Source organism: Mediterranea massiliensis (assembly GCF_900128475.1).
In the GTDB taxonomy this organism is placed as follows: Bacteria; Bacteroidota; Bacteroidia; order Bacteroidales; family Bacteroidaceae; genus Bacteroides; species Bacteroides massiliensis_E.
This window is the reverse complement of the sequence record NZ_LT635839.1, coordinates 610617-632260: the sequence shown is the minus strand read 5'-3', so window position 1 is coordinate 632260 and position 21644 is coordinate 610617. Positions and strand designations below refer to the sequence as shown.

At 50.1% G+C, this 21644-nt stretch carries 16 protein-coding genes; 3 read left to right on the top strand and 13 right to left on the bottom strand.

Annotated elements, in window-relative coordinates; translation table 11 throughout:
• Nucleotides 1-27: 27 nt before the first annotated feature.
• The 6 genes from BQ7483_RS16215 to BQ7483_RS16190 all read right to left on the bottom strand — a co-directional run bounded on the left by BQ7483_RS16215 (nt 28) and on the right by BQ7483_RS16190 (nt 13018).
• Nucleotides 28-1266 (bottom strand): alginate lyase family protein, encoded by a 1239-nt coding sequence (locus tag BQ7483_RS16215; protein WP_083535769.1) that lies wholly within the window; start codon nt 1264-1266, stop codon nt 28-30.
• Between the two features lie 266 nt (nt 1267-1532).
• Nucleotides 1533-2696: a glycoside hydrolase family 88/105 protein gene (locus BQ7483_RS16210; protein WP_083535768.1), complete on the bottom strand. Its 1164-nt coding sequence runs from the start codon at nt 2694-2696 to the stop codon at nt 1533-1535.
• Between the two features lie 199 nt (nt 2697-2895).
• Nucleotides 2896-6993 carry a hybrid sensor histidine kinase/response regulator transcription factor gene (locus BQ7483_RS16205; protein ID WP_204246017.1) on the bottom strand — a complete coding sequence of 1366 codons (4098 nt, stop codon included), beginning with the start codon at nt 6991-6993 and terminating at the stop codon, nt 2896-2898.
• 109 nt (nt 6994-7102) lie between these two features.
• Entirely contained in the window at nt 7103-9268 is a 2166-nt protein-coding gene (locus BQ7483_RS16200; protein WP_072546601.1) for an alpha-L-rhamnosidase-related protein, read from the bottom strand.
• A 113-nt stretch (nt 9269-9381) separates the two neighbouring features.
• Nucleotides 9382-11721 (bottom strand): glycoside hydrolase family 3 N-terminal domain-containing protein, encoded by a 2340-nt coding sequence (locus tag BQ7483_RS16195; RefSeq protein WP_072546600.1) that lies wholly within the window; start codon nt 11719-11721, stop codon nt 9382-9384.
• 103 nt (nt 11722-11824) lie between these two features.
• Complete coding sequence (locus tag BQ7483_RS16190) at nt 11825-13018, bottom strand: esterase (protein WP_072546770.1); 1194 nt, start codon at nt 13016-13018, stop codon at nt 11825-11827.
• Nucleotides 13019-13189: 171 nt separating this feature from the next.
• Between BQ7483_RS16190 and BQ7483_RS16185 the strand changes: the two genes are divergently transcribed.
• Nucleotides 13190-13588, top strand: coding sequence for a hypothetical protein (locus BQ7483_RS16185; protein WP_022019996.1), 399 nt, complete (start codon nt 13190-13192; stop codon nt 13586-13588).
• A 13-nt stretch (nt 13589-13601) separates the two neighbouring features.
• Here BQ7483_RS16185 and BQ7483_RS16180 read toward each other — a convergent pair whose 3' ends face one another.
• Entirely contained in the window at nt 13602-14324 is a 723-nt protein-coding gene (locus BQ7483_RS16180; protein WP_235847385.1) for a YgjP family zinc-dependent metalloprotease, read from the bottom strand.
• A 273-nt stretch (nt 14325-14597) separates the two neighbouring features.
• On the opposite strand from BQ7483_RS16180, the gene BQ7483_RS16175 reads away from it, so the two are divergent.
• On the top strand, nt 14598-15476 hold the full coding sequence (locus tag BQ7483_RS16175; RefSeq protein ID WP_072546598.1) for a head GIN domain-containing protein: 879 nt from the start codon (nt 14598-14600) through the stop codon (nt 15474-15476).
• A gap of 280 nt (nt 15477-15756) precedes the next feature.
• Here the strand turns inward: BQ7483_RS16175 and BQ7483_RS16170 are convergent, their stop codons facing one another.
• The 5 genes from BQ7483_RS16170 to BQ7483_RS16150 all read right to left on the bottom strand — a co-directional run bounded on the left by BQ7483_RS16170 (nt 15757) and on the right by BQ7483_RS16150 (nt 20209).
• A complete protein-coding gene (locus tag BQ7483_RS16170; protein WP_072546597.1) occupies nt 15757-16242 on the bottom strand; it encodes a hypothetical protein in 486 nt (161 codons plus the stop codon).
• The gene (locus BQ7483_RS16165; protein WP_022019992.1) at nt 16232-16741 is read right to left on the bottom strand and encodes an RNA polymerase sigma factor; all 510 of its coding nucleotides are present in this window, start codon (nt 16739-16741) and stop codon (nt 16232-16234) included. The genes BQ7483_RS16170 and BQ7483_RS16165 overlap by 11 nt, the downstream gene beginning before the upstream one ends.
• Before the next feature lie 65 nt (nt 16742-16806).
• Nucleotides 16807-17580 (bottom strand): acetylglutamate kinase, encoded by a 774-nt coding sequence (gene argB / locus BQ7483_RS16160; protein ID WP_072546596.1) that lies wholly within the window; start codon nt 17578-17580, stop codon nt 16807-16809.
• Between the two features lie 96 nt (nt 17581-17676).
• Nucleotides 17677-19569, bottom strand: a complete 1893-nt coding sequence (gene speA / locus BQ7483_RS16155; RefSeq protein WP_022019990.1) for a biosynthetic arginine decarboxylase — start codon at nt 19567-19569, stop codon at nt 17677-17679.
• A 112-nt stretch (nt 19570-19681) separates the two neighbouring features.
• Nucleotides 19682-20209 carry a shikimate kinase gene (locus BQ7483_RS16150; protein ID WP_072546595.1) on the bottom strand — a complete coding sequence of 176 codons (528 nt, stop codon included), beginning with the start codon at nt 20207-20209 and terminating at the stop codon, nt 19682-19684.
• A gap of 95 nt (nt 20210-20304) precedes the next feature.
• Here BQ7483_RS16150 and BQ7483_RS16145 point away from each other — a divergent pair, with 95 nt between their 5' ends.
• Entirely contained in the window at nt 20305-20946 is a 642-nt protein-coding gene (locus BQ7483_RS16145) for a ribonuclease H1 domain-containing protein (protein ID WP_072546594.1), read from the top strand.
• A gap of 231 nt (nt 20947-21177) precedes the next feature.
• On the opposite strand, the gene BQ7483_RS17655 is transcribed toward BQ7483_RS16145, so the two are convergent.
• Nucleotides 21178-21630, bottom strand: a complete 453-nt coding sequence (locus BQ7483_RS17655) for a DUF6078 family protein (RefSeq protein ID WP_139247679.1) — start codon at nt 21628-21630, stop codon at nt 21178-21180.
• Nucleotides 21631-21644: the final 14 nt, after the last annotated feature.

Sequence of the window (21644 nt, the reverse complement as noted above, 5' to 3'; positions counted from 1 at the left end):
TATATTTTTTAACATAAAACCACACCATTACTGTTTGGCATCCAAATAAAGCAGATTAAAACGATCATCGGACTGACGAACGCTATAGGACCAGAAAAGACGTAAATAATCGTCTTTTCTATCAGGATCCAAGCAAGTCGCAATGCGATACAAGTCCTTGCAGAAACTCTGTATTTCTCCATCCCAACCACTGATTTGCTGATAAGGCCATGCTTTCTCTCCCTTTTCTACATACGGAGTCAGGAAATCAACAGCCTTGTAGAAACTCCTCCCGTCCTCCGACTCCATCCGATCGATAGACAGACCAGCCCGTTTCGCCAGGAGCATGATATTGATGACATGGGTCAGATTTTCTCTGGAGTAGTGGAAAGCAAGCGTTCTGCGCAGTTCCTGCGGCTGGCTGCCGTCCGGCTCTACCTGGCGGAACAAGCGTCTTTCAGGGAAAGCCTTGATTGTCTTTTCAGCCAGCCCTCGGTTACCCGAATAGAGAGCGAAAGCAATGATCTGCGTATCGTAGGACACGCTATGATTATTCACACTGGTAGCCTCCTTCTTGCCTTGCGGACTTGTCAGCATCCATTCAGTCAAACGTTCAAACCACGCCTTCAGTGCCTTGCTATCCACCCCTGTAAACGAATGTGACTTTTCCAGCAAAGTCACTGCCTCCAACATTTCGATAAAGGAGTAGGTATCAATAAGTCCCGAACTACGTCCCTTGTTATTGTCCTTCCCCATCACCACCTGCGAATACTCCAGATTCGGATTCATACGAGTAGCTTCGTCCAAGAACCAAACGCGTACCTGTTTCGTAGCTTCAACCGCATACCGCTCTTCGCCGCTGAAATACCAGGCCAATGTCAATGCAATAACCCTGTCCACCATCTGTCCCAAGGGATAGCGGTCGTAATCGAAGATTTCAGGATTTACCTCTCCGTCTTTACTTATGTAGGGAAGTCCGTCAGGCTTCGAGGGATCAGGCCAATAATATCGGGCGATACTCATATAGTCGTGCTTGTCACCACTGGCCGGAACCTGTTTCTTCATCATGACTGAAAGCGGTTCCTGCTTCAACCAGTCGTCTGCTTCCTGAAGCAATGCCTGATAGGAAGTTGCATAAAAAGGAGTCTGAATCTGTTTCTTCACTTTGGCCAGATGCTCCATGTTCCAAACAGAAGTTACTTGGATGACGGGGATTTCTTTCGGCTCGGCTTTCAGCCCCAACACACAAGCACCAAGCACACCTAACAATAAAATAAATCTCTTCATTGGTATTAAATTTTACGTGACATCATTTACAAGTTTCACTTGTCACACACAAAAATAAGAAGCTGATTTCAGAATCATTATCAATAATATCTCCAATCCTGTTAAATTCAGCTCACCCACGCCTGCTCCCCCTGAAAAGGACAAATGCCCTACCCAAACCTTTTTCCCGAACACAAAACAGCCTTTTGTGCTGGGGAAAACAATGGTTCAGGCAGGGCAAAGCAATGCTTTTCGAAACGCACTACTCACCAACTGTCTAAAATCAATTATTCACAGAGTTTGTAAATCTCGCAAGCTGCCATCAGAAAAGCACCCGGTCCATAAAGTTCTGTCATCTCACGTGTCACTTTCTTCGGGTCGGCCCCGATAGGCTGCACCCAACATAGTTTTCCATCCGGATCCACTGCATCAGTCAAAGCTTTCCAACCCTTTTTGACAACGGACAGAAAATCCTTTGCCGGCAGATAACCATGATTGATGCCATACGCCAAGCCGTAAACAATGAATCCTGTTGAACTGGTTTCGGGCGAAGGATAACTGTCTGGGTCGAGCAGACTGGCATGCCAGTAGCCATCCTCACCTTGAAGTTCGGCCAAACGGGTAGCGAACTCAACAAACAAGGCTTCATAGAAAGGTCGGAACTCGGTATCATCATCCGGCAAGGTCTTCAGAATTTCGGCAAGACCCGCAATCACCCAGCCATTACCCCGTCCCCAAAAGACTTTCTGACCATTCGCTTCACGCTGGTCAAAGTAACGGCTATCCCGATAGAACATCTTCTCTTCCCTATCATACAGATAATTATAGGTGGCCTTGTATTCCGCATCCATAAAATGCATATATTTCCGATTTCCTGTCACACGATAAAGGCGGGTATATACCGCCGGAGCCATGAACAAGGCATCGCACCACGTCCAACGCTCCTGCCGCAGATGTGGCACTCTAAAATCGACACTACCATTGGAAGGATGGCCGACCAACCACTCTGTACGGGCCAATGTAGGCTCCAGCATATCCTTTTCCCTAAACTTCTCGTATAAATCTATATAGGTCTGAGCTACACAGAAATCATCCGCATGATACATACGGTTGCCCAATTGCCAACGTTGCCCCGAGAATGTCTTCATCATCCAATCGTAATATGTGGAGTCGCCCGAAAGCTCTGCCCAGTCGCACAACCCCATATACCAGGCACCAGCCACCCATCCCCGCTGATCCTTGGAACCATGCTGCGTATTAGGAAACTCACGAATTTGCCAATCAGCGACTTTCTTTCCTATATCTTCAACGCCCTTTCGACTCCATACATTCTCACTCCCAGCTTCGGTTCTCTGAGCTCCATTCGGTTCTCCACCATTGACCGCATAAGCAGCCACTATACTCGCGGACATACAAAAAGCCGCACAACAGACTTTAATCAATGTTTTCATGGATAGAATATTAATCTACGTTTATATTTATTTTGATGTCACAAAAATAGAAGTATTCCACCAAAGATTCTATCAATTATATCCAGCTACTTTTTAATATTGTCCCAAAACCAAGTAGTGCTTAACGAACCATTTGTAAGTAAAGCACAAACTGCTTATAAACAACCGTCCAATTACCTACAAGCTCAGCCAGTCTCCATCATACTTGTTCCTTCTTCATCTGTACCCACTCAGTCGGAGAGTATCCATAAAAATTCTTGAAGCAACTGGTGAAATAGGCATGGCTGTTAAAACCCGCATACACGGCTACTTCTGAAATCGTATACGATGTTTCCAGCAAAAGTTTTGCCGCTATTTCCAGTCTTTTATTCCGTATCAATTCCGTCGGCGACAATTCTGTAACAGCTTTCAACTTCCGATACAGGTTCGATCTGCTTAACCCCAATTCCGAGCTCAACAGATCAATGTTCAAATCAGGGTTGGAGATATTTTTCTCAATGACACCAAACAACTTTTGGGTAAAACGGTCATCACCCGACACTATTTCAATGCCCATTGCATCAGGCGAGAATTTCTTACCATACAATTTCTTCAACTTCTCTCGCGACAAAAGGATATTTTGTAACCTGCTTACCAGAATTTCAATGTTGAACGGCTTCACAATATAGTCGTCCGCACCAACCGAAAACCCCTCTTTAATGTGTTCTACCATCGACTTGGCAGTCATTAAAACTACTGGGATATGTTCCAACTGAATATCTTCTTTGATACGCCGGCACAATTCCAACCCATCCATTTTAGGCATCATAATATCGCTCAATACCAGATTCGGATATTTTTGCAAAGTCAGTTCCAGCGCATCCATGCCATTATCTGCCTCCACTATATAGAAATAGTTTTCCAAATATTCCTTCACATATTGACGTACATCCGCATTATCTTCTGCAAGCAAGATTGTCCATTTCCTTTCTGCAACTACTTTTTCCGGCTTTGTCTCCGAAACGATCACTTCTTCTGCCACAGAGCTTCCCCGTTCAATATCCCCTTCAGAATAAGCGGAAGATAAAACCGGTATATAAACGGTGAATGTACTCCCTTTCATTCGTTCAGAATCTACATTAATACATCCATGATGCAATTTGACTATCGTATAGACCAAACTAAGTCCCAAACCTGTTCCTACATCTGTAGGCAAATGTCCTTCAACTTGATAGAATGGCGTAAAAATATGTTTCAATTCATCCTGAGATATGCCACAACCGCTATCTGAGACACGAATAATTGCAAACTCCATCTCTGGAGGCATTTCTTCGGACAATACATTTCGAATACTTTCTGGAATCTCCTGATATTGACATCTTCTTAAGTACAATACTATCCTGCCATTATCTGGCGTAAATTTAATGGCGTTGGACAGCAGATTGAAAACTACTTTCTCAATCAAAGACTTGTCAAACCAAGCATAGAAAGGCACATTCTCTGCATCAAACTCAAAATGAATGGACTTCCGCATAGCCAAATGAGAAAAAGCCAGATGAATTTCTTGTAAAAAAGACGTCAGGTTACTTTTGGATATATGTAAGTCCAACTTTCCTTCCTGACTCTTTCTCAAATCCAACAATTGATTGACCAACAATAACAAGCGTTGTGCATTACTGTAAATCAAATCCAACTTGTTCCGAACGACATTCGTCAGCCCAGACATTGCCACCAGTTCCTGTAAAGGAGATATAACCAACGTCAAGGGCGTCCGCAATTCATGCGAAAAATTGGTAAACATACGTATCTTATTCTCATGAAATTCATCCTGTCGTTTTTGTAATTGCTGTTGATAATAAAGTTCCCTCTCCAGCTTTTGCTTCTTGGTGACATAATACATGATAAGGAACAAAACCGTCAAAACAAGCACGGCATAAAACAGATAAGCGTACCAAGTTCGCCACAAAGGAGGATGAATTTCAATCACGACCTTCCTTGTTTTCTCCTGCCAAATACCGTCATTATTGGACGCTTTTACTTCAAACACGTAAGTGCCTGGAGAAAGATTGGTATAATATGCCTCTGTACGGTTACCTATATAATGCCATTCCTTATCATAACCATGCAGAAAAGTCGCATACTGATTCTGATTGGGAAACACATAATTCAATGCACTGTAACTGACAGACAAGTTATTCTGATTATATTTCAAGTCTATCTTTTCCGTATCATCCAAGACTGCATCCAATATTTGGGTTTCATCCTGCGGATAGATGACCCGATTATTGACAGTCAAACTATTCAAAACCAACGATGGGACATAAGGATTGCGATGAATTTCTGCCGGGTTAAACGTAATGAAACCATTGTTCCCCCCAAAAACGATCTCTCCGTTCGGTAATACAATGCCGCTATGAGGTGTAAATTCTTCAATGCCAATGCCATTATTTAAATAATAGTTCACAAACGATTCCGAATGCGGATCAAACCGAGAAATGCCGCTTGTCGTAGACAACCATAAATTCCCATTCCCGTCTTCCACCATAGCAGCAACCTCATTATCCATTAATCCTTGCTTTGTTGTATACGATTTAACGATGCCTTTGCCATCCTCATACAAAGCAATGCCTCCTCCAAACATACTTATCCAGATTCTTCCACGTTTGTCTTTCACGATAGAAGTAACATAGTTGTCCAATAAACGGAAACTTCCTTTTCCACCGGCATAGTAATGCTGGTAATCCCCTGTCACCAAATTATATCTGAACAAGCCATGATTCCTGGAGCCAAACAGCATTACGCCCGGTGTCAATTCAAACAGACAACGGGCACTAAAGATTGGAAGATTTGTTCCATCCGCCGTTTTAAAGGTATTCTGCATCCTGCCATCAGGCCAGCGACATACCAATCCCCTTTCAGCCGCATTTGCAATCCACATACATCCTCTCCCGTCACGTAACATAGAATAAACTGCAGCGGTTTCTTGAGGCAATCGGTAGACAAGCCTATAAGTTTTTCGCTGAATATCAAATTTATAAACAGCACCTTTCGCTGTTCCGCACCAGATAGTATCTCCTTCTAAATACAAACATTTCACCATGTTTTGATTGTACTTCTGCGCAGAAAATCCCTCTATCGGGTAATAACTATATTTCGAGTCATCTCCTGTATAATTAAACAAAAGCATGCCCCCCCCTTCAGTTGCAATATACAAATCACCATTCCCTCCATACGTCATAATCCCATATACACTCAAATAGACGTTCAATGCCTCTGCCGGATCGTGGAAAACAAAACGATTATTCAACGTACTGGAATAGTTTACTCCACCAGAATAGGTGCCGACCCATAACGTCTGGCTTTTATCCACATACAATGCATAAATCGAAAAATGATTCAAATGTCCGCGCTTTAAGGATACATTCGGATGCCTTACAAAATGTTCTGTAGTCATATCCAATGCATATAATCCGTCAAAAGTCCCCACCAGCAACAGATTCTGATATTCTATTATTTTCCGGACATTACTGCTTAACAAATTATCTGATTGCGTAAATGCATGTAGGGTGCCCTGTTTCAAGTCTATCCGACAAAGCCCTGTATACTTGCTCCCTATCCAAACCATGCCTTTTGAATCTTCATAAATAGTCGACACAGAATTCCCGGGGAGACAGATGCCAGATGAAGAGTCTGTCAGATGCAAACGCTCCTGCAACTGCATATCATATATCCAAACTCCACCCTCTGAAGTACCTATCCAAAATTGTCCATCATGAGTTTCACATATTGAAGTGACATTATTGTTCTGAAGAGCCTTTACCTGCTGGGAAAGGTTATAACTACCTGTTCCCAAATCACAAATATACAACCCCTGACCTGTTCCAATCCACAAGCGATTACGGGAATCGACCAGCAGACTATTAATCGCCATTTCTTTAACCGACCGATACGGGCTATCAACAACACGTTTTAACTGGTTCGTCTTCATATTTAATACATTCAACCCATGGAATGTACCAATCCACAAATTCTGATGAGAATCTTCGGCCAAACAATAAATATGATTATTGCTTAGGCTCAATGAGTCTGTCGGATCATTTTTATAGATGACAAAGTTCTTCCCATCATAACGATTCAGTCCATTACGTGTGGCAAACCACATATATCCTTTGGAATCTTGGAGTATATCCAGCACTGAAATCTGCGATAATCCATCCCTCAAATTCAGGTTAGAAAAATAAAAATCCTGGGACGAATATGCGTAACTATTCAATATGAATATCCCAATAAAGATAACAAAAAGGTTTATGTGTTTCATGATATTTAAAGTCTTGTTAATGCCGCAACCCAAAACGGCCTCACAAAAATACATTTTTTTTTGAATGTACGTAATGTTTGCTTATACTATTAACAACAATGTTGCATGACTATCTAATAAAGCAAATCTGCCACCTCCCTTTCTTCAGACGCGCCCCTTGTTTTTTCAATTTCCCGTTTACCTTTATCCTCGTATAGCCCTCGGGCAGTTCCAAAATGGCAGTTGTCTCCTCAGGCACAACCAACTCCAATGTGCAGCCGACCGGAGTTTTCTTCAAATCGGTTCGAATGGAACGACCGCCGGAAAGCGGCACAGTCACCTTTACCTGATTCAGATTTCCCAAGTTAGGACAAACAGAAAAGGCCTTGAAGCCTGGCTCCACCACCTGGATACCTGCTATATAGCTGCTCAATATGGTCAAAGGGCCTCCGCTCCAAGCATGATTGTAGCTCCCTCCGCCAAAACCTTCATTGCCTATCCCCCAACCTTCCCACAATGTGGTCAACGGGCTGTCCACCATTGCCCCATAGCGCAGCCTCATCCGATCCATGGCATCCTGATAGTAGCCCATCTCACAAAGGGCCTGCAAGACGTATTTCTCCATATAGGGGCTGGCGTGATATTGTTCTTTGAAGAAAGGCCGGATAACGGGGTATAGTTCCTTCGGCAACACTCCTGCCACAATGGCCAAGGCCTGTGCACGATCATCGGGCAAGCCTTTATAATCGGGCGACTTATAATAAGACCCAGTCCAATATTTCTGATGAAAAACCTGATGCAAGCGAAGATTCACCTTGTCCGCCCAAGAGGCTTCTTCCACCTCACCCACCAAACGGGCCATGTGAGCATAGCCCTCCAATGCAATGGAATACCACAAGCTGAATAGAAGCTCCATATCCTTGTTGTCACCCCAATCACCCCAGGTCCATCCACCTTGTCGGGGGATGACAAGTCCGTCGGAAGCGATTTTCCAGACGTGGATATATTTCTTTACTTTGGGGAACACGTATTCAATCAGTTCTTTGTCGCCCGTCCCCATATAGTACGTCCAGAAGCCATAATAGCCCACGCTTGCCAGCATCTGCATGGGCAGTTCATCCTTGTAATTCCCGGCAGGTACAGGAGCAAAGATGGTGCTGTCTGTCCGTTGCCAGTCCATCAGCTCGCAGATACCCTTGCGCGTCAGCCGATGGGCTTTCTCGTCCAAGGCATAAAAGGCTTCACCCAGCTCGTTCACCACGTCGCCCCACCACTGGGCTCGCTCCCTGTCGGGGCAATCCATGTAGGTGTCGCGCATCGTGATGTAGAGTGTGCGTTGCGACTTCGTCCACAGGCGGGTCAGGAAAGGGTCGTCACACCAGAAGCTGCCTGCGAAATCCGTATCATAGCCCGTCTCGCGGTATTTCAACTCCAGCACCTCACAACCTTCGGGTATGGTATAAATAACGTAATGGCCGTTCATCCACCCGCGGCATTCAAACTCCTGAACACCCTCGCAAGTCGTATACTCTGCAAATACATTGGTGGCCGAACCGCCCTGATAGTCATCCGTACGGATGTCAATCCTATGGCCGGCCGCCGCTTTCAGTTTGATATAGGGAGTCACCTGCGCATTGTAAGGCAAATAAGCCAAAATCCGATTTCCCTGCCGCTCCGTTCTTGCATACGTTTTCAGGCCGTAGTCCTTCCACTGAGGGATGGGCCGAACCGCCAAACCATTCCATCCAGCCTCTTCCAACGAAACCAGCCGCGCCCTGCCCCAACCGCTGTCATCATAATCAGCCTGCTGGAAAGGGATATCCTTTCGCGCATCAAAACCGATGTTCGACTCAGGCAAACGATAGTTGGGTTCTTCTCCCTCGGGCAGGTAATACGCAGGATGCCTACGCACCTTCCAAGCACTGTCCGTATCCAACGCCTCGCCGTTCACCGACAGGCGGAAAGCCAGTCCAGGTGTCAGCGAATTGCGATGGCTGAAACCGTCCTTACCGAAATACCACACCAATACGGCCACCAGATTGTTCCCTTTACGCAAACCATGCGCCCCCTGAAGTACATCACAATATGTATCCTTCGGATTAGGGCCGCGTTTCAATCCGCCTTCCCTCACCTGCAATTCTCCGTTCACCCAAAGCCAATACTTGCTGTCTGCCGCAATACGCAGTTCCACCTCCGACGGTTCGTCATTCAAGGGCACATTCATGCGATAGCATAGCCACATGCCGGGCGACACAGCCTCCGAAGCAGGCAACGTCAAAACTTGTGCATACGTCATCCATATACATAAAAAAAAACGTAAATGAATAGATATACTTACTCACACCCCTACCTCTTTTCATATTTTTTACAACAAATCGAAAACAGACTTTTAAATCAATTACATCACACTTATTTGTTAGGCATCTCCCATTTCTTTGTCTTCATGCAAGTGATGTCCAGCACCTGATTACCTGCCTGCATGCGAAAGTCGCCCGCTTCGAGCACCCACTTGCCATCATAACCTACAAAGGCCAGGTCGGAAGCCTTCAGCTTCAGCGTGACGGTGCGGGTTTCACCCGGCTGGAGCTCGACTTTCTCGAAATTGCGGAGGCGGCGGTTGTCGGGGGTCAACGAAGCTACCAAGTCGCTACTGAAGAGCAGCACGCTCTCCTTGCCCGCACGACGGCCCGTATTCTTCACATCGACGGTGAAGGTGAGCACATCGTCGGCCGTAAAGTGTGCCTTGTCCACCCGCAGGTTGCTATAGGCAAAGGTGGTGTAGCTGAGTCCGTAACCGAAGGCCCATTGCACGTTGACCGCCGCATCGTAATTGTAAGCGCCCTCCATCGGCTTGCCGATGTGTTCGCACGGCTTGTAGTCGTAGGTCACCAGCGAATGGGGATACTTGGGATAGGTATAAGGCATCTTACCGCTGAAGTTGGCGTCGCCTGCCAGCAGGTTAGCCAACGCGTCGCCCCCATAGTTACCCGGCAGCATGATGTTGACAACAGCTTTGCTGAGCGGCTCGATGTCGGCAATGATACGCGGACGGCCTTCGTTCAATATCAGGATGATGGGCTTGCCTGTCTTGGCCAGGGCCTGCACCAGACGGCGTTGGTTGGCAGACAGGGTGAGGTCGTTCAAGTTGCCGGGCGTCTCGCAATAGGAGTTCTCGCCGATGCAGGCCACGATATAGTCGGCTTGGGCGGCGGCAGCCACGGCCTTTTCGATTTCGGGCGTATTCTCTTCCCACCAGTTGCCCTTCTCATTGTAGGTCACACCAGCTTCATAGATGATGTTCTCGGCACCGAACTTGTTGATGAAAGCTTCGAGGATGGTATGGTAGGGTTCTGAACAATCCTCGGCATTGCTTCCCTGCCAAGTGTACGACCAACCGCCATTAAGACAACGCATGGAATTGGCGTTTGGGCCGGTCAGCAGGATTTTCTTTCCCTTGGCCAACGGCAGAAGGTTGTCTGTGTTCTTGAGCAACACCAGCGACTCTTCGGCGGCCTGCAGGGCCACGGCAGCATGTGCGTCGCTACCGAAGAGCGGATAGTCCTTGAGATCATAATAGGGTTTCTCGAACAGATTGAGACGGTACTTCAGGCGGAGCACACGGCGCACGGCATCGTCAATGCGGCTCATCGGCACCTCACCCTCCTGTACCAGCTGCTTCAGCAGGATGCAGAAGTCCCAGCTGTAGGGGTCCATCGACATGTCAATACCAGCATTGATAGCCAGCTTGATGGCCTCTTTTTTGTCTTTGGCAATGTGGTCGCGGGCATAGAGGTTGTTGATATCGGCCCAGTCGGTCACAATCATGCCGTCCCAGTTGAGGTCTTCCTTCAGCCACTTGGTCAGCAGTTCGTAGTTGGCATGGAAAGGCAGGCCGTTGTTCATGGCCGAATTGACCATAATGGAAAGAGCACCGTTCCTTATCATTTCCAGATAGGGGGCGAAATGCTTCTCGCGCATGTCCTGCACGGTGATGGACGAGGGCGTGCGGTCCTTGCCCGACACAGGCACGCCATAGCCCATGTAGTGCTTCATGCAGGCAGCAATGTGGTTGGGGCCGATGTGGTTGGGATCATTACCCTGAAAACCCAGGACGGCTTCGCGTCCCATCTCAGCATTTACATAACAATCTTCACCATAGTTCTCCCACATACGCGGCCAGCGCGGGTCGCGGCCCAGGTCGGTGACAGGCGCATAAGTCCAGGGAATGCTGCCGGCCTTGGTTTCGTATGCGGAGATTTCGGCCTCGCGACGGGTCAGTTCGCGATTGAAGGCCGCACCCATATTGATGCCTTGCGGAAAGAGGGTACCGCCCCTCGTATAGGTGGTGCCGTGTATCTGGTCGACGCCATAGATGCAGGGAATGCCGATCTCCTCCATCGACTTCTTCTGAATGCGGCGAATGATTTCCTGCCACTTCTCTACAGGTTGTGCCTTACCCTGGGGTACGTTCAGGATGGAGCCCACCTTGTACTTGCCAAAGACCGAGTCGAGCATGGCCTCGCTCAAGCGGAAGTCCTTCGCGTCCTGCCCACCGCTACGGTCCTGCAGGACGTCGATGGTGAGTTCGCACATCTGCCCGATCTTTTCGTCGAGCGTCATCTTCTGCAACAGGCTTTCCACCTGCTGCTCTATCTTTTCGTCTCGGGGAATGGCAGGAGCCACTTGCTGGGCCCCTGCGCTCCATACATTTGCCGCCAATACCAGCGACAACATCCAATTCTTCTTCATGGTATCTATTCTTTTTCGTTTCAATTCTTGTCGGAAAGCATTGCTTTGCGAGGAGAAAAGCACCGTTTTCCTTGGCGGAAAACAATGTTTTTCTCCACCCGCCTCATCGGAATAGCAAAGGCACAAACTCCGTCAGGTAGATGCGCCAGTTTTTCCAGATGTGCCCTTCCTCCGTTTCGTAATACGTGTATTTATATCCCTTCTCATCCAACAGCTTGCGGAAGTCAGCATTGGCTTTATAAAGGAAGTCTGCCTTGCCTATCCCAATCCAGTACAAGGCTGGCTTCTTGGAGAACTGTATTTGCAGTTTCTTGTCAAAGTCATCATAAATGGGCGACTGCACCTTCTTGTCGGGCAGGATGGCTGCCGAAAACAGGCCGATGTAATCGAACATGTCGGGGTATTGCTTGGAAATGTGAAGCGAATGAAAGCCTCCCATCGAAAGGCCTGCGATGGCGCGATTTTTCTTGTTGGCCTTGGTACGGTAAGTCTTGTCAATGAACTTCACGACATCGGGGAAAGCTGTCTCAAAACTGCCTTCCATCGTCTTAGGCAGGTTCATCGTAGGAGGCAGCAGGCCGTAGTGGGTTTCGCCCGGAGCCGCTTCCTGCGAGGCGTTGCCATTGGTCATCACCACAATCATCGGCTCAGCCTTGCCTTGTGCTATAAGGTTGTCCAATATCTGCGAAGCACGGCCTAAGGCTATCCAGGCCTCCTCGTCGCCACCCATGCCATGGAGCAGATAGAAGACAGGATAACGTTTGCCGCTTGTCTCATAACCGGCTGGAGTATAGACCGTCATGCGGCGCTTCATGCCCAACGTAGGGCTGTCATACCAGACGCGCGCCACGGTTCCATGGGGCACATCGTTCACCTTGTACAAGTCGGCACGCCCTCCGTCGATGATGAATACATTGGTCACGCTGGCCACATCGCGAATCATGTAGACATTGCTGGGATCCATCATCTTCAGGCCGTCCACCAGAAAGGAGTAGCTGTAGAGTTCGGGAGCCAACGATTCGGACGTCGTATATTCCCACACGCCGTCTTTCCCTTCCTGCAGGTCGGCCACACCTGGCCCGTCAAACTTGCCGAAAGGAGTCTCGACCTTCTGCGAGGGCAGGAAATCGCCCGTCACCTGCACCTTCACGGCCTTGGGAGCCCGCAGGCGGAATGTCACCGTATGGTCAGCATGTATTTCGGGAGAAACAATCGGAGCGTTTCCCCACAGGGCCTGTTGCGCGAAGGCAACCATGCCCACCAGCATCAAAGCTGCAAGGAAAAAAAATCTTTTCATCATGGTTCTATCGTATTTACAAATTCTCATCGTTTTACCACGCCGAAGTTACACAGATTAATCGTCCGATGCAAGCAAAAAACCGCCCAATCCAAGAATATGTTCATTTCGTGCTGAAAGTTCGGAGATTATCGGTACATTTGCCGCAACAATCAATGAAAGAACACCGCTATGGCACACCGTCTGAACACCAACAAGCAATTCATGATAGGCAACGGCATCCTGGCCTTCGCCGTCATCTTCGTGGTCGTCCTCTTCGTCTACATGAGCATGCGCCTCCAGCGTGAACACGAAGGCGGACGCTACTATGCCGAACACTATACCTTCTCGCTGGTCAAGGGATTCGAAGGCGATTCCGTTTCCATCTTCCTCAACGACAGTCTGTTGCTGAACAAGACCATCGACTGCTCGCCGTTCGACCTTGAAGTGAAGCGCTTTGCCGAAGAGAGTGCCCTGATGATTGTGGACAATGCGACCGAACGGATTTCCCTCTTCGAACTGAGTGAAAAGGGAGGTACCTACCGCTTCGAGAAAGAAGGCGACGAAGTGAAGCAACTTCCGCAGGAGTAACACCCCACCCTTCCTACAAGGAAGCGGAAAAGGCTTTCAGTTCCTGCTTCAAAGCCTCGCTCCTGCCGTCGGTCAGACGGTCGAGCAATGCCCAGAACTCCGCACCATGATTCATGACGCGCGTATGCGTCAGCTCGTGCAACAGCACATAGTCGATAAGATGTTGCGGCAGAAGCAACAGATAGTAGGACAAATTGATGTCCTTACGCGCAGAGCAACTTCCCCAACGGCCGGAGCTGGAGTTGATTTTGACATCGTGGAAAGGCAGACCATGCCGCTTCGACAAGGCATACAGACGGGGCGGCAGCACCAGCTTGGCATTCCTCCGCAAAGCTTCGCCTATTACCTTCTTCAACCAGGCCTGGAGCTGCGGATCAGAAAAGTCAGTCCCCCGCGGACAGACAATCTGCGTCGCTCCAAACTCCGAACGTGCCTGAAACCGACGGGTATCCTGCTCCACCAGGCTCAACTTGAAATGCTCCGCTTCAATCCGATAATCCAAGTCTATCAGCTTCGCCCGTTTCTTTGCCTGCGCTTCACGCAGACGGGGACGCAGGGTTTCCAACCCCCTCCTGACATCTCCCCATGTCGCTCCCGTCGGAACAGTCACCATGAAGCCTCCCGCAACGGCGCGAAACGTCAGCCGACGGGCACGAGCATTGATCCGCACGCCAATCGTACCCAACTCGTCATCGGCAACCGCCTGCCCGATCATACACCGTTCTTTATCTTCCATTGTCTGTCTTTCCTTAAAAACACCTTTGCAAAAGAACAAACTTTCATGCAAAACCGCAAGCATCTTGTCCACAAAAGCGGACACACTGTCCGATAACGGACAATAGGCAAATCTAATTTATCCTAATTATCAATCGGTTACATTTTTGGTACGCTTCTTGCTTTATCTTCAACGAAAAATTAAAAAGAAAAAAGACGCCTGCCCTTGCAACGTTCGGCCTCCGACATCCGTCTAATTGATAAAACAAGAACATAACATTAAAGACTGACAGATATGAAAAAGTTAATGACTTACACTTCCATCTTCCTGCTGGCACTCTCGTTGAATGCCTGCGCCCAATCGTACACCCATCAGTTCAGCTCGGGCAGCTCCTGGCTGGGCGGCACAGAAGTCAAGGCAAGCAATAACTACGTGACCAAACAAATCAAGGTGAAAGACTTCAACCAGATATCGGTCGGCGGCAGCCTCGACGTCACCTACACACAAAAAGCCGGCAAACCGACAGTGAAAATCTATACATCGGACAACGTCGTCGACCTGCTTGACATCAACGTCAAGGACGGCAAGCTGAATCTGGGTTTCAAGAAAAACGTAAAAGTATCCTATAACAAGCTGGAAATCCGTGTGACGTCGGAAGACCTGAATACGGTGAACGTAGCCGGATCGGGCGACTTCGACTTCACCAACGGACTGAAAACCGACCGTCTGAAACTGAACGTAGCCGGATCGGGTGACATCACGGCCAACAATCTCCAGTGCTCACAAGGTTTCTCGGCCAGCGTAGCCGGATCGGGCGACATCACCTGCAACCAGCTTGTGGCTACCGACCTGAAAATCTCTGTGGCAGGATCGGGTGACTTGAAGATTGAAAATGCCCAGGCTACTTCAGTCAATGCCAGTGTAGCCGGATCGGGCACAGTAAAGATCAGCGGAAACGCCGACAACGCAGACTATAGTGTAGCCGGTTCGGGCGACCTCCTCACCAGCGATTTCAAGGTACAGCGCATCTCGGCCAGTGTAGCCGGTTCGGGCGAAATAAAATGCTATGCTGTAGATTTCCTCAAGGCCCGCGTCAGCGGCAGTGGCAGCATCGGCTACAAAGGCGACCCGCAACTGGATTACCCCGAAAAGAAGAAACTATACAAACTCTAATAACAACTAAACTCGACAAATCAAATTCTCTCTGACATCTGCCTGCGGGCAGACAAAACTCTCTGACAAAGGAAGGTCTATCTACGGGCCTTCCTTTTTTTATGGACAAAACCTACAGAAACAATAAAGGGACGCTGCATCACGCGGCATCCCATTTATTTTAGTTAGTTTTTATAAGATTTTTGAGAGAATTGAAACTTCACAGCCTCAACTGTTTTAATAAAGCACACTAACTATTTTTTAAAGCAAATGAAAATGTATATTTAAAAACAATGAAAATTCATCTTTTCTCGACCTCCATCTTTTTCTCCACATGGTTCAGACTGTCTATCATCTGTTTCTCATGTTCTTCGGAAGTCGAACCCGACAAAGCCACAGACGGTGCAGATACCTGCTTGTCTATCGCATCGGGAACGGTCACATCGCCCTCGTTATCAAAGATAGAACGCTGCATGACACTGCCCAACGAAAACATCAGGGCCACTACGGCAGCCGCCTTTGCCAAAGGCATGAAGCGTGAAAGCAACGTCATGCGGCGGGCTTTGAATACGGGAACTTCCACCTGAGCCAAAACTTTGCGGTCGAAGTCCTCACCCAGCCCTTCCTGCTGCAGGAACTGCTGGCATACGAACAAATCCTTGTAGCGGAGCAGGTGTGCAGGCACATCCTTACCGTTGAAAAACGCACGGAGCTGTGCCTCCTCCTCCAGCGAGGTTTCGCACTGCCAATAGCGTTCCAACAATTGTTCTATGTATTTAGAGTCCATAACCATCTATGTTCATAAATTTTTGTTTGACCTTCTGCCGCGCCCTGAACAAGTTTACCTTGACCTGCTCTTCCGTCAACCGAAGGGCTTCCGCTATCTCCTTGTAGCTTTTGCCCTCCACGTCGCGAAGCTGCATAATCAGGCGCTGCTTCTCGGGGAGCTCGCCGACCAATCGATGAACCAGTTTCAAGCGTTCCTTGTTCACCAGCTGGTCGTAAGGGCTCGATGCATCGGGCGTCTGTTCGGCTTCGGGGGTCAGCTCCACCGTCTGCGAGTCTTTCTTCTCGCTGCGGTCTATCGCCAGATTGCGGGCTACTGTCAGGCAGTAGGCTTCTACCGATTCCAGCCCGTCCCACTCGTCGCGCTTGTTCCAGACGCGTATCATCGTCTCCTGTACGATGTCTTCCGCCTCTGCCCTGTCGAACGTAATCCGTAGAGCCAGCCGAAAGAGTTTGTCCTTCAGCGGAAGAATATCGGTACGAAAGTCGATTTTTTGCATCTTCTTCTAATGAATTGACGGTTCAGTAATAGAAAAGTTACAGCGGGTATGCACTTTTTTTCGATTTATTTTCGGATGCGGGTGCCGCCCTGTCCGTTGATGGCTGATGCCAAGGTAATTACGACTTCGGACACACCGGCCTCCAAAGCCTCGAAAGAATTCTCCAATTTGGGAATCATGCCGCCCTGTATCACACCGTCGGCCACCAGTTGCTTGAATTCGGCTGGCGTAAGGACGGGGATGAGGCTGTCGTCGTCGTGCTCGTCGCGCAGCACGCCTTTCTTCTCGAAGCAGTAGACCAGGGTCACGTCGAAAAGGGTGGCCAGCGCTTTGGCCGTTTCGCCTGCAATGGTATCGGCATTGGTGTTGAGCATGTGGCCTTCGCCATCATGGGTCAGAGGAGCCATGACGGGCACCACTCCCTTGGCTATCAGGTCGCCCAGCAGAGCGGCATTCACCTGCTTCACGTCGCCTACAAAGCCGTAGTCGATATCCTTTACCGGACGCTTCACGGAGCGGATGACGTCCATGTCGGCACCGGTCAGTCCCAAGGCATTGACGCCACGGGCCTGCAAACCGGCCACGATGTTCTTGTTCACCAGACCTCCATAAACCATGGTGACCACCTTAAGCGTTTCGGCATCGGTAATGCGGCGTCCGTTTACCATGCGGCTCTCGATGCCCAGCCGTTCGGCCAGCTTTGTGGCCGAACGGCCTCCGCCGTGTACCAGCACCTTGCGGCCTTCGATGGCGGCAAAGTCGTCCAACAACCGCTGGAGGGTTGCCTCCTCTTCTACAATCTTGCCGCCTACTTTGATGAGTGTGAGTTTCTCTTTCATATTCTTTTATATATGAGTTCACCACAGAGGACACAGAGTTTCATCGGGTTTTCTTCTCCCTCCGTGTCACTCTGTGTCCTCTGTGGTGAAAGTTGGTTATTCCAAATAAGTATATCCGTACAGGCCCGAACGGTAGTTGGCCAGGAACTCCTTGCCTTCCTCGAGCGAGATGCGGCCTTCCTTGACAGACTGGGTCACCCACGTTTCGAGTTTGCGTACCAGTTTCTTGGGGTTGTACTGCACGTAGTCGAGCACCTCGGCCACCGTCTCGCCGTCAATGAGCTGGTCGATGGTATAGCCCTTGGAGTTGACCGACACATGGACGGCATTCGTATCGCCGAAGAGGTTGTGCATGTCACCCAGAATTTCCTGATACGCGCCTACCAGAAAGACAGCCAGGTAATAGGGCTCCTTGTCGCGCAGGGAATGCAGGGGCAAGGTCGTGGCATCGGGACGGGAGGTGACGAAGTTGGCTATCTTGCCGTCGGAGTCGCACGTCATGTCCTGTATCGTGGCCTCGCGGTCGGGCTTCTCGTCCAGGCGCTGGATGGGCATGATGGGGAACATCTGGTCGATGGCCCACGAGTCGGGCAGCGACTGGAAGAGCGAGAAGTTGCAGAAGTACTTGTCGGCCAGCAGCTTGTTCAGCTTGCGGAACTCCTCGGGACAGTGCTTCAGCCCGCTGGCGATGGAGTTGATTTCGCGGCAGATGCTCCAGTAGAGTTTCTCGATCTGGGCACGCGTATTGAGGTCGACAATACCGTGGCTGAAGAGGTCGAGCGCTTCCTCGCGTATCTGCTGCGCGTCGTGCCAGGGTTCGAGCATGCTGCGCTGGTTCAGGTTGTCCCAGATGTCGTAGAGTTCCTTCACCAGCTCGTGGGCATCCTCGCCCGGCTCCCAGTCGTCGTCCATCTGAGGCAGGGAGGCCGTCTCCAGCACCTCGAAGATGAGGACGGAGTGATGAGCAGTCAGGCTGCGGCCCGTCTCGGTGATGATGTTGGGATGCTGGAAACCGTGCTTGTCGGCCGCGTCGACGAAGGTCGACACGACGTCGTTGACGTATTCCTGTATGGAGTAGTTCACAGAGCTTTCGCTGTTGCTGGAGCGGGTACCGTCGTAGTCCACGCCCATGCCGCCGCCCGTGTCGACGAACTCGATGTTGAAGCCCATCTTGTGGAGCTGTACGTAGAACTGCGACGCTTCGCGCAGGGCGTTCTTGATGCGGCGTATCTTGGTAATCTGGCTGCCGATGTGGAAGTGGATCAGCTTCAGGCAGTCTTTCATGTCTTTTTTCTCGAGGAAGTCGAGGGCCTCGAGCAGTTCGCTGGACGTCAGGCCGAACTTGCTGGCGTCGCCGCCGCTCTCTTCCCACTTGCCGCTGCCGCTGGAGGCCAGCTTGATGCGGATACCGATGTTGGGGCGCACCTTGAGCTGCTTGGCCATCTTGGCGATGAGATTCAGTTCGTTCAGCTTCTCGACAACGAGGAAGATGCGTTTGCCCATCTTCTGGGCCAGCAGGGCCAGTTCGATAAAGCTCTCGTCCTTGTAGCCGTTGCACACCACGAGCGAGTCGGGGTCGGTATTGACGGCAATGACGGCATGCAGCTCGGGCTTGGAACCCGCCTCCAGACCGAGGTTGAACTTCTTGCCGTGGTTGATCATCTCCTCCACGACGGGACGCATTTGGTTCACCTTGATGGGATAGATAATGAAGTTCTCTCCCTTGTAGCCATACTCGTCGGCCGCCTTGTGGAAGCAGCAGGACACCTTCTCGATGCGGTTGTCCAGAATGTCGGGAAAGCGCACCAGCATGGGAGCGGTGACGTCGCGCAGCTGGAGTTCGTCCACCAGTTCCTTTAGGTCGACTTCCACGCCGTCCTTGCGGGGGGTTACCACTACGTGCCCTTTCTCGTTGATACCAAAGTAGGAAGTGCCCCAACCGGTGATGTTGTACAGCTCCTCCGAATCTTCAATACGCCATTTTCTCATTGTCTGTTACTTAGCTGTTTAAATTAGGTTGATATTTTGAACGCACAAAAATAAGCATAAATCTCGTAACGACGGCCATTGCGGGCGAAAATACACACGAATGACAAACATTTTACAGATCCAGCAGCCGACGGAGGCTGGCCACGGAGTCCGCAATCTGGCGGCGGTCCTCCAGACGGCTGCCGTCGAAGCGGTAGCGGGCCTGGCTGTAGTGGGGCATACGGCCCTCCAGCGCACGACCGATGAAGGTACGGAGTTCGTCGTCCGTCTTGCCCTGCAGGATGGGACGCTGCTGGGTGGCCACGCGCAGGCGGCGGAAGAGCACATCGACAGGAACGTCGAGAAACACCGTCTGCCCCTGGCGGTTCATGTAGTCCATGTTGTCGAAGAAGCAGGGCGTGCCGCCCCCGGTCGAGATGACCACATCCTCGAACTCGCCCGCCTCGTGCAGCATGTTGCGCTCCAGCTGGCGGAAGCCGTCCTCGCCCCGCTCGCGGAACAAGTTGGGGATGGATTGATGGAAACGCTCCTCGATATACCAGTCGAGGTCGATGAAGGTCAGGCCCAGCTGACGGGCAAAGGCCTTTCCCAGGGTAGTTTTTCCGGCCCCCATGTAGCCGGTCAAGAAGATACGTATCATAAGTATTGTAGGTAACAGCCTGTAGTTTGCAGGCAAAGGTAAGCAATTCTGCGATGTGTAGGTCCGGAAACGGGAAATATTTGTACCTTTGCCGCATGAAAAAGAAGCAGAAATACTACGTCGTATGGGCCGGCGTCGCCCCGGGCATCTACGACAGCTGGACGGACTGCCAGCTGCAGACCAAAGGTTACGAAGGCGCGCGGTTCAAGTCGTTCGACACGCGGGAGGAGGCCGAGCGGGCCTTCGCCTCGTCGCCCTACGCCTACATCGGCCGGAAGGCAGCCGCAAGGCAGCCGCAGAAAGCCGCCGACGCGGACGGACCACTGCCGCCCGAAGTGGTGGAAAACAGCCTGGCCGTGGACGCGGCGTGCAGCGGCAACCCGGGCCAGATGGAGTACCGCGGCGTACACGTGGCCTCGCGCCAGCAGGTGTTCCACTACGGTCCCGTCTATGGCACGAACAACATCGGCGAGTTCCTGGCCATTGTCCACGGGCTGGCCCTGCTGAAGCAAAAGGGACTCGACATGCCCCTCTACAGCGACAGCCGCAATGCCATCCTTTGGGTAAAGCAGAAGCGCTGCAAGACCAAGCTCCCCCGCGAGCCGCGCACCGAGACCCTGTTCCAACTCATCGAACGGGCCGAGAAGTGGCTGCGCGAGAATACCTACACCACGCCCATCCTAAAGTGGGAAACGGAGAAGTGGGGCGAGGTGCCGGCCGACTTCGGACGGAAATGATTCACTCTGCCAGCTATATACCCTAAGATTTAAGTTCCCCAAAACCAAGGCACAGACGTGTTATGACAATGCTGTGGCAGCGATTGTGCCATCGCTATGTCACAACCATTGCCACGCTTAAGACACAACGATTGCCACAGGCGTTGCACAACCACTGCCATAGCATTGGCAAAGCTGGCAGTAACCCAGAATGAGCAAATATTCCGATAAAGGATGAAAGAAGAATGCCTACTAACGAAGGTCGTAAGTATAGATATAGTTATCATAAGTCGGTTCTTCCCGCAGTCCCTGAGAACGGAGCACACGAGCTATCTTGGCCTGTTCTTCAGGAGAAACAAGGCGTTCACCGCTACGGACGCGATAGTAGGTTCGCGTACCGAAACAGCCCATCAGTCCCTGCTTGGCCGCCACAGCCTGGTCGTATGGCAAGGTGCGTATCTGCTTCAGCAGGCTGTCGATGCCTCGCACAAAGCATACCTTCTGAGCAGAAGCAAAGTTACGACATTTGCCCTCTTCAGACATTTGTCTGGCAGCGGCAAGGGAAAATATCTGGATATGGGTACGTTCTGCGGGTACCCCCTGAGCTAAAAGATAGCGCAGACACTGCCCTGCCTGCGGACAATCTCCATACAGACAAAGGGTATAGTACACGGGCAATTCATTGTAGTCGAAATCGGTTATCATAGGCAGAAAAGATG

Coding starts and splice junctions, on each gene's coding strand:
- BQ7483_RS16185 (WP_022019996.1), top strand. CDS start 13,190: ATGGCACACCGTCTGAACACCAACAAGCAATTCATGATAGGCAACGGC.
- BQ7483_RS17655 (WP_139247679.1), bottom strand. CDS start 21,630: ATGATAACCGATTTCGACTACAATGAATTGCCCGTGTACTATACCCTT.
- BQ7483_RS16195 (WP_072546600.1), bottom strand. CDS start 11,721: ATGAAGAAGAATTGGATGTTGTCGCTGGTATTGGCGGCAAATGTATGG.
- speA (WP_022019990.1), bottom strand. CDS start 19,569: ATGAGAAAATGGCGTATTGAAGATTCGGAGGAGCTGTACAACATCACC.
- BQ7483_RS16215 (WP_083535769.1), bottom strand. CDS start 1,266: ATGAAGAGATTTATTTTATTGTTAGGTGTGCTTGGTGCTTGTGTGTTG.
- BQ7483_RS16190 (WP_072546770.1), bottom strand. CDS start 13,018: ATGAAAAGATTTTTTTTCCTTGCAGCTTTGATGCTGGTGGGCATGGTT.
- BQ7483_RS16180 (WP_235847385.1), bottom strand. CDS start 14,324: ATGGAAGATAAAGAACGGTGTATGATCGGGCAGGCGGTTGCCGATGAC.
- BQ7483_RS16165 (WP_022019992.1), bottom strand. CDS start 16,741: ATGCAAAAAATCGACTTTCGTACCGATATTCTTCCGCTGAAGGACAAA.
- BQ7483_RS16145 (WP_072546594.1), top strand. CDS start 20,305: ATGAAAAAGAAGCAGAAATACTACGTCGTATGGGCCGGCGTCGCCCCG.
- BQ7483_RS16170 (WP_072546597.1), bottom strand. CDS start 16,242: ATGGACTCTAAATACATAGAACAATTGTTGGAACGCTATTGGCAGTGC.
- argB (WP_072546596.1), bottom strand. CDS start 17,580: ATGAAAGAGAAACTCACACTCATCAAAGTAGGCGGCAAGATTGTAGAA.
- BQ7483_RS16150 (WP_072546595.1), bottom strand. CDS start 20,209: ATGATACGTATCTTCTTGACCGGCTACATGGGGGCCGGAAAAACTACC.
- BQ7483_RS16175 (WP_072546598.1), top strand. CDS start 14,598: ATGAAAAAGTTAATGACTTACACTTCCATCTTCCTGCTGGCACTCTCG.
- BQ7483_RS16210 (WP_083535768.1), bottom strand. CDS start 2,696: ATGAAAACATTGATTAAAGTCTGTTGTGCGGCTTTTTGTATGTCCGCG.
- BQ7483_RS16205 (WP_204246017.1), bottom strand. CDS start 6,993: ATGAAACACATAAACCTTTTTGTTATCTTTATTGGGATATTCATATTG.
- BQ7483_RS16200 (WP_072546601.1), bottom strand. CDS start 9,268: ATGACGTATGCACAAGTTTTGACGTTGCCTGCTTCGGAGGCTGTGTCG.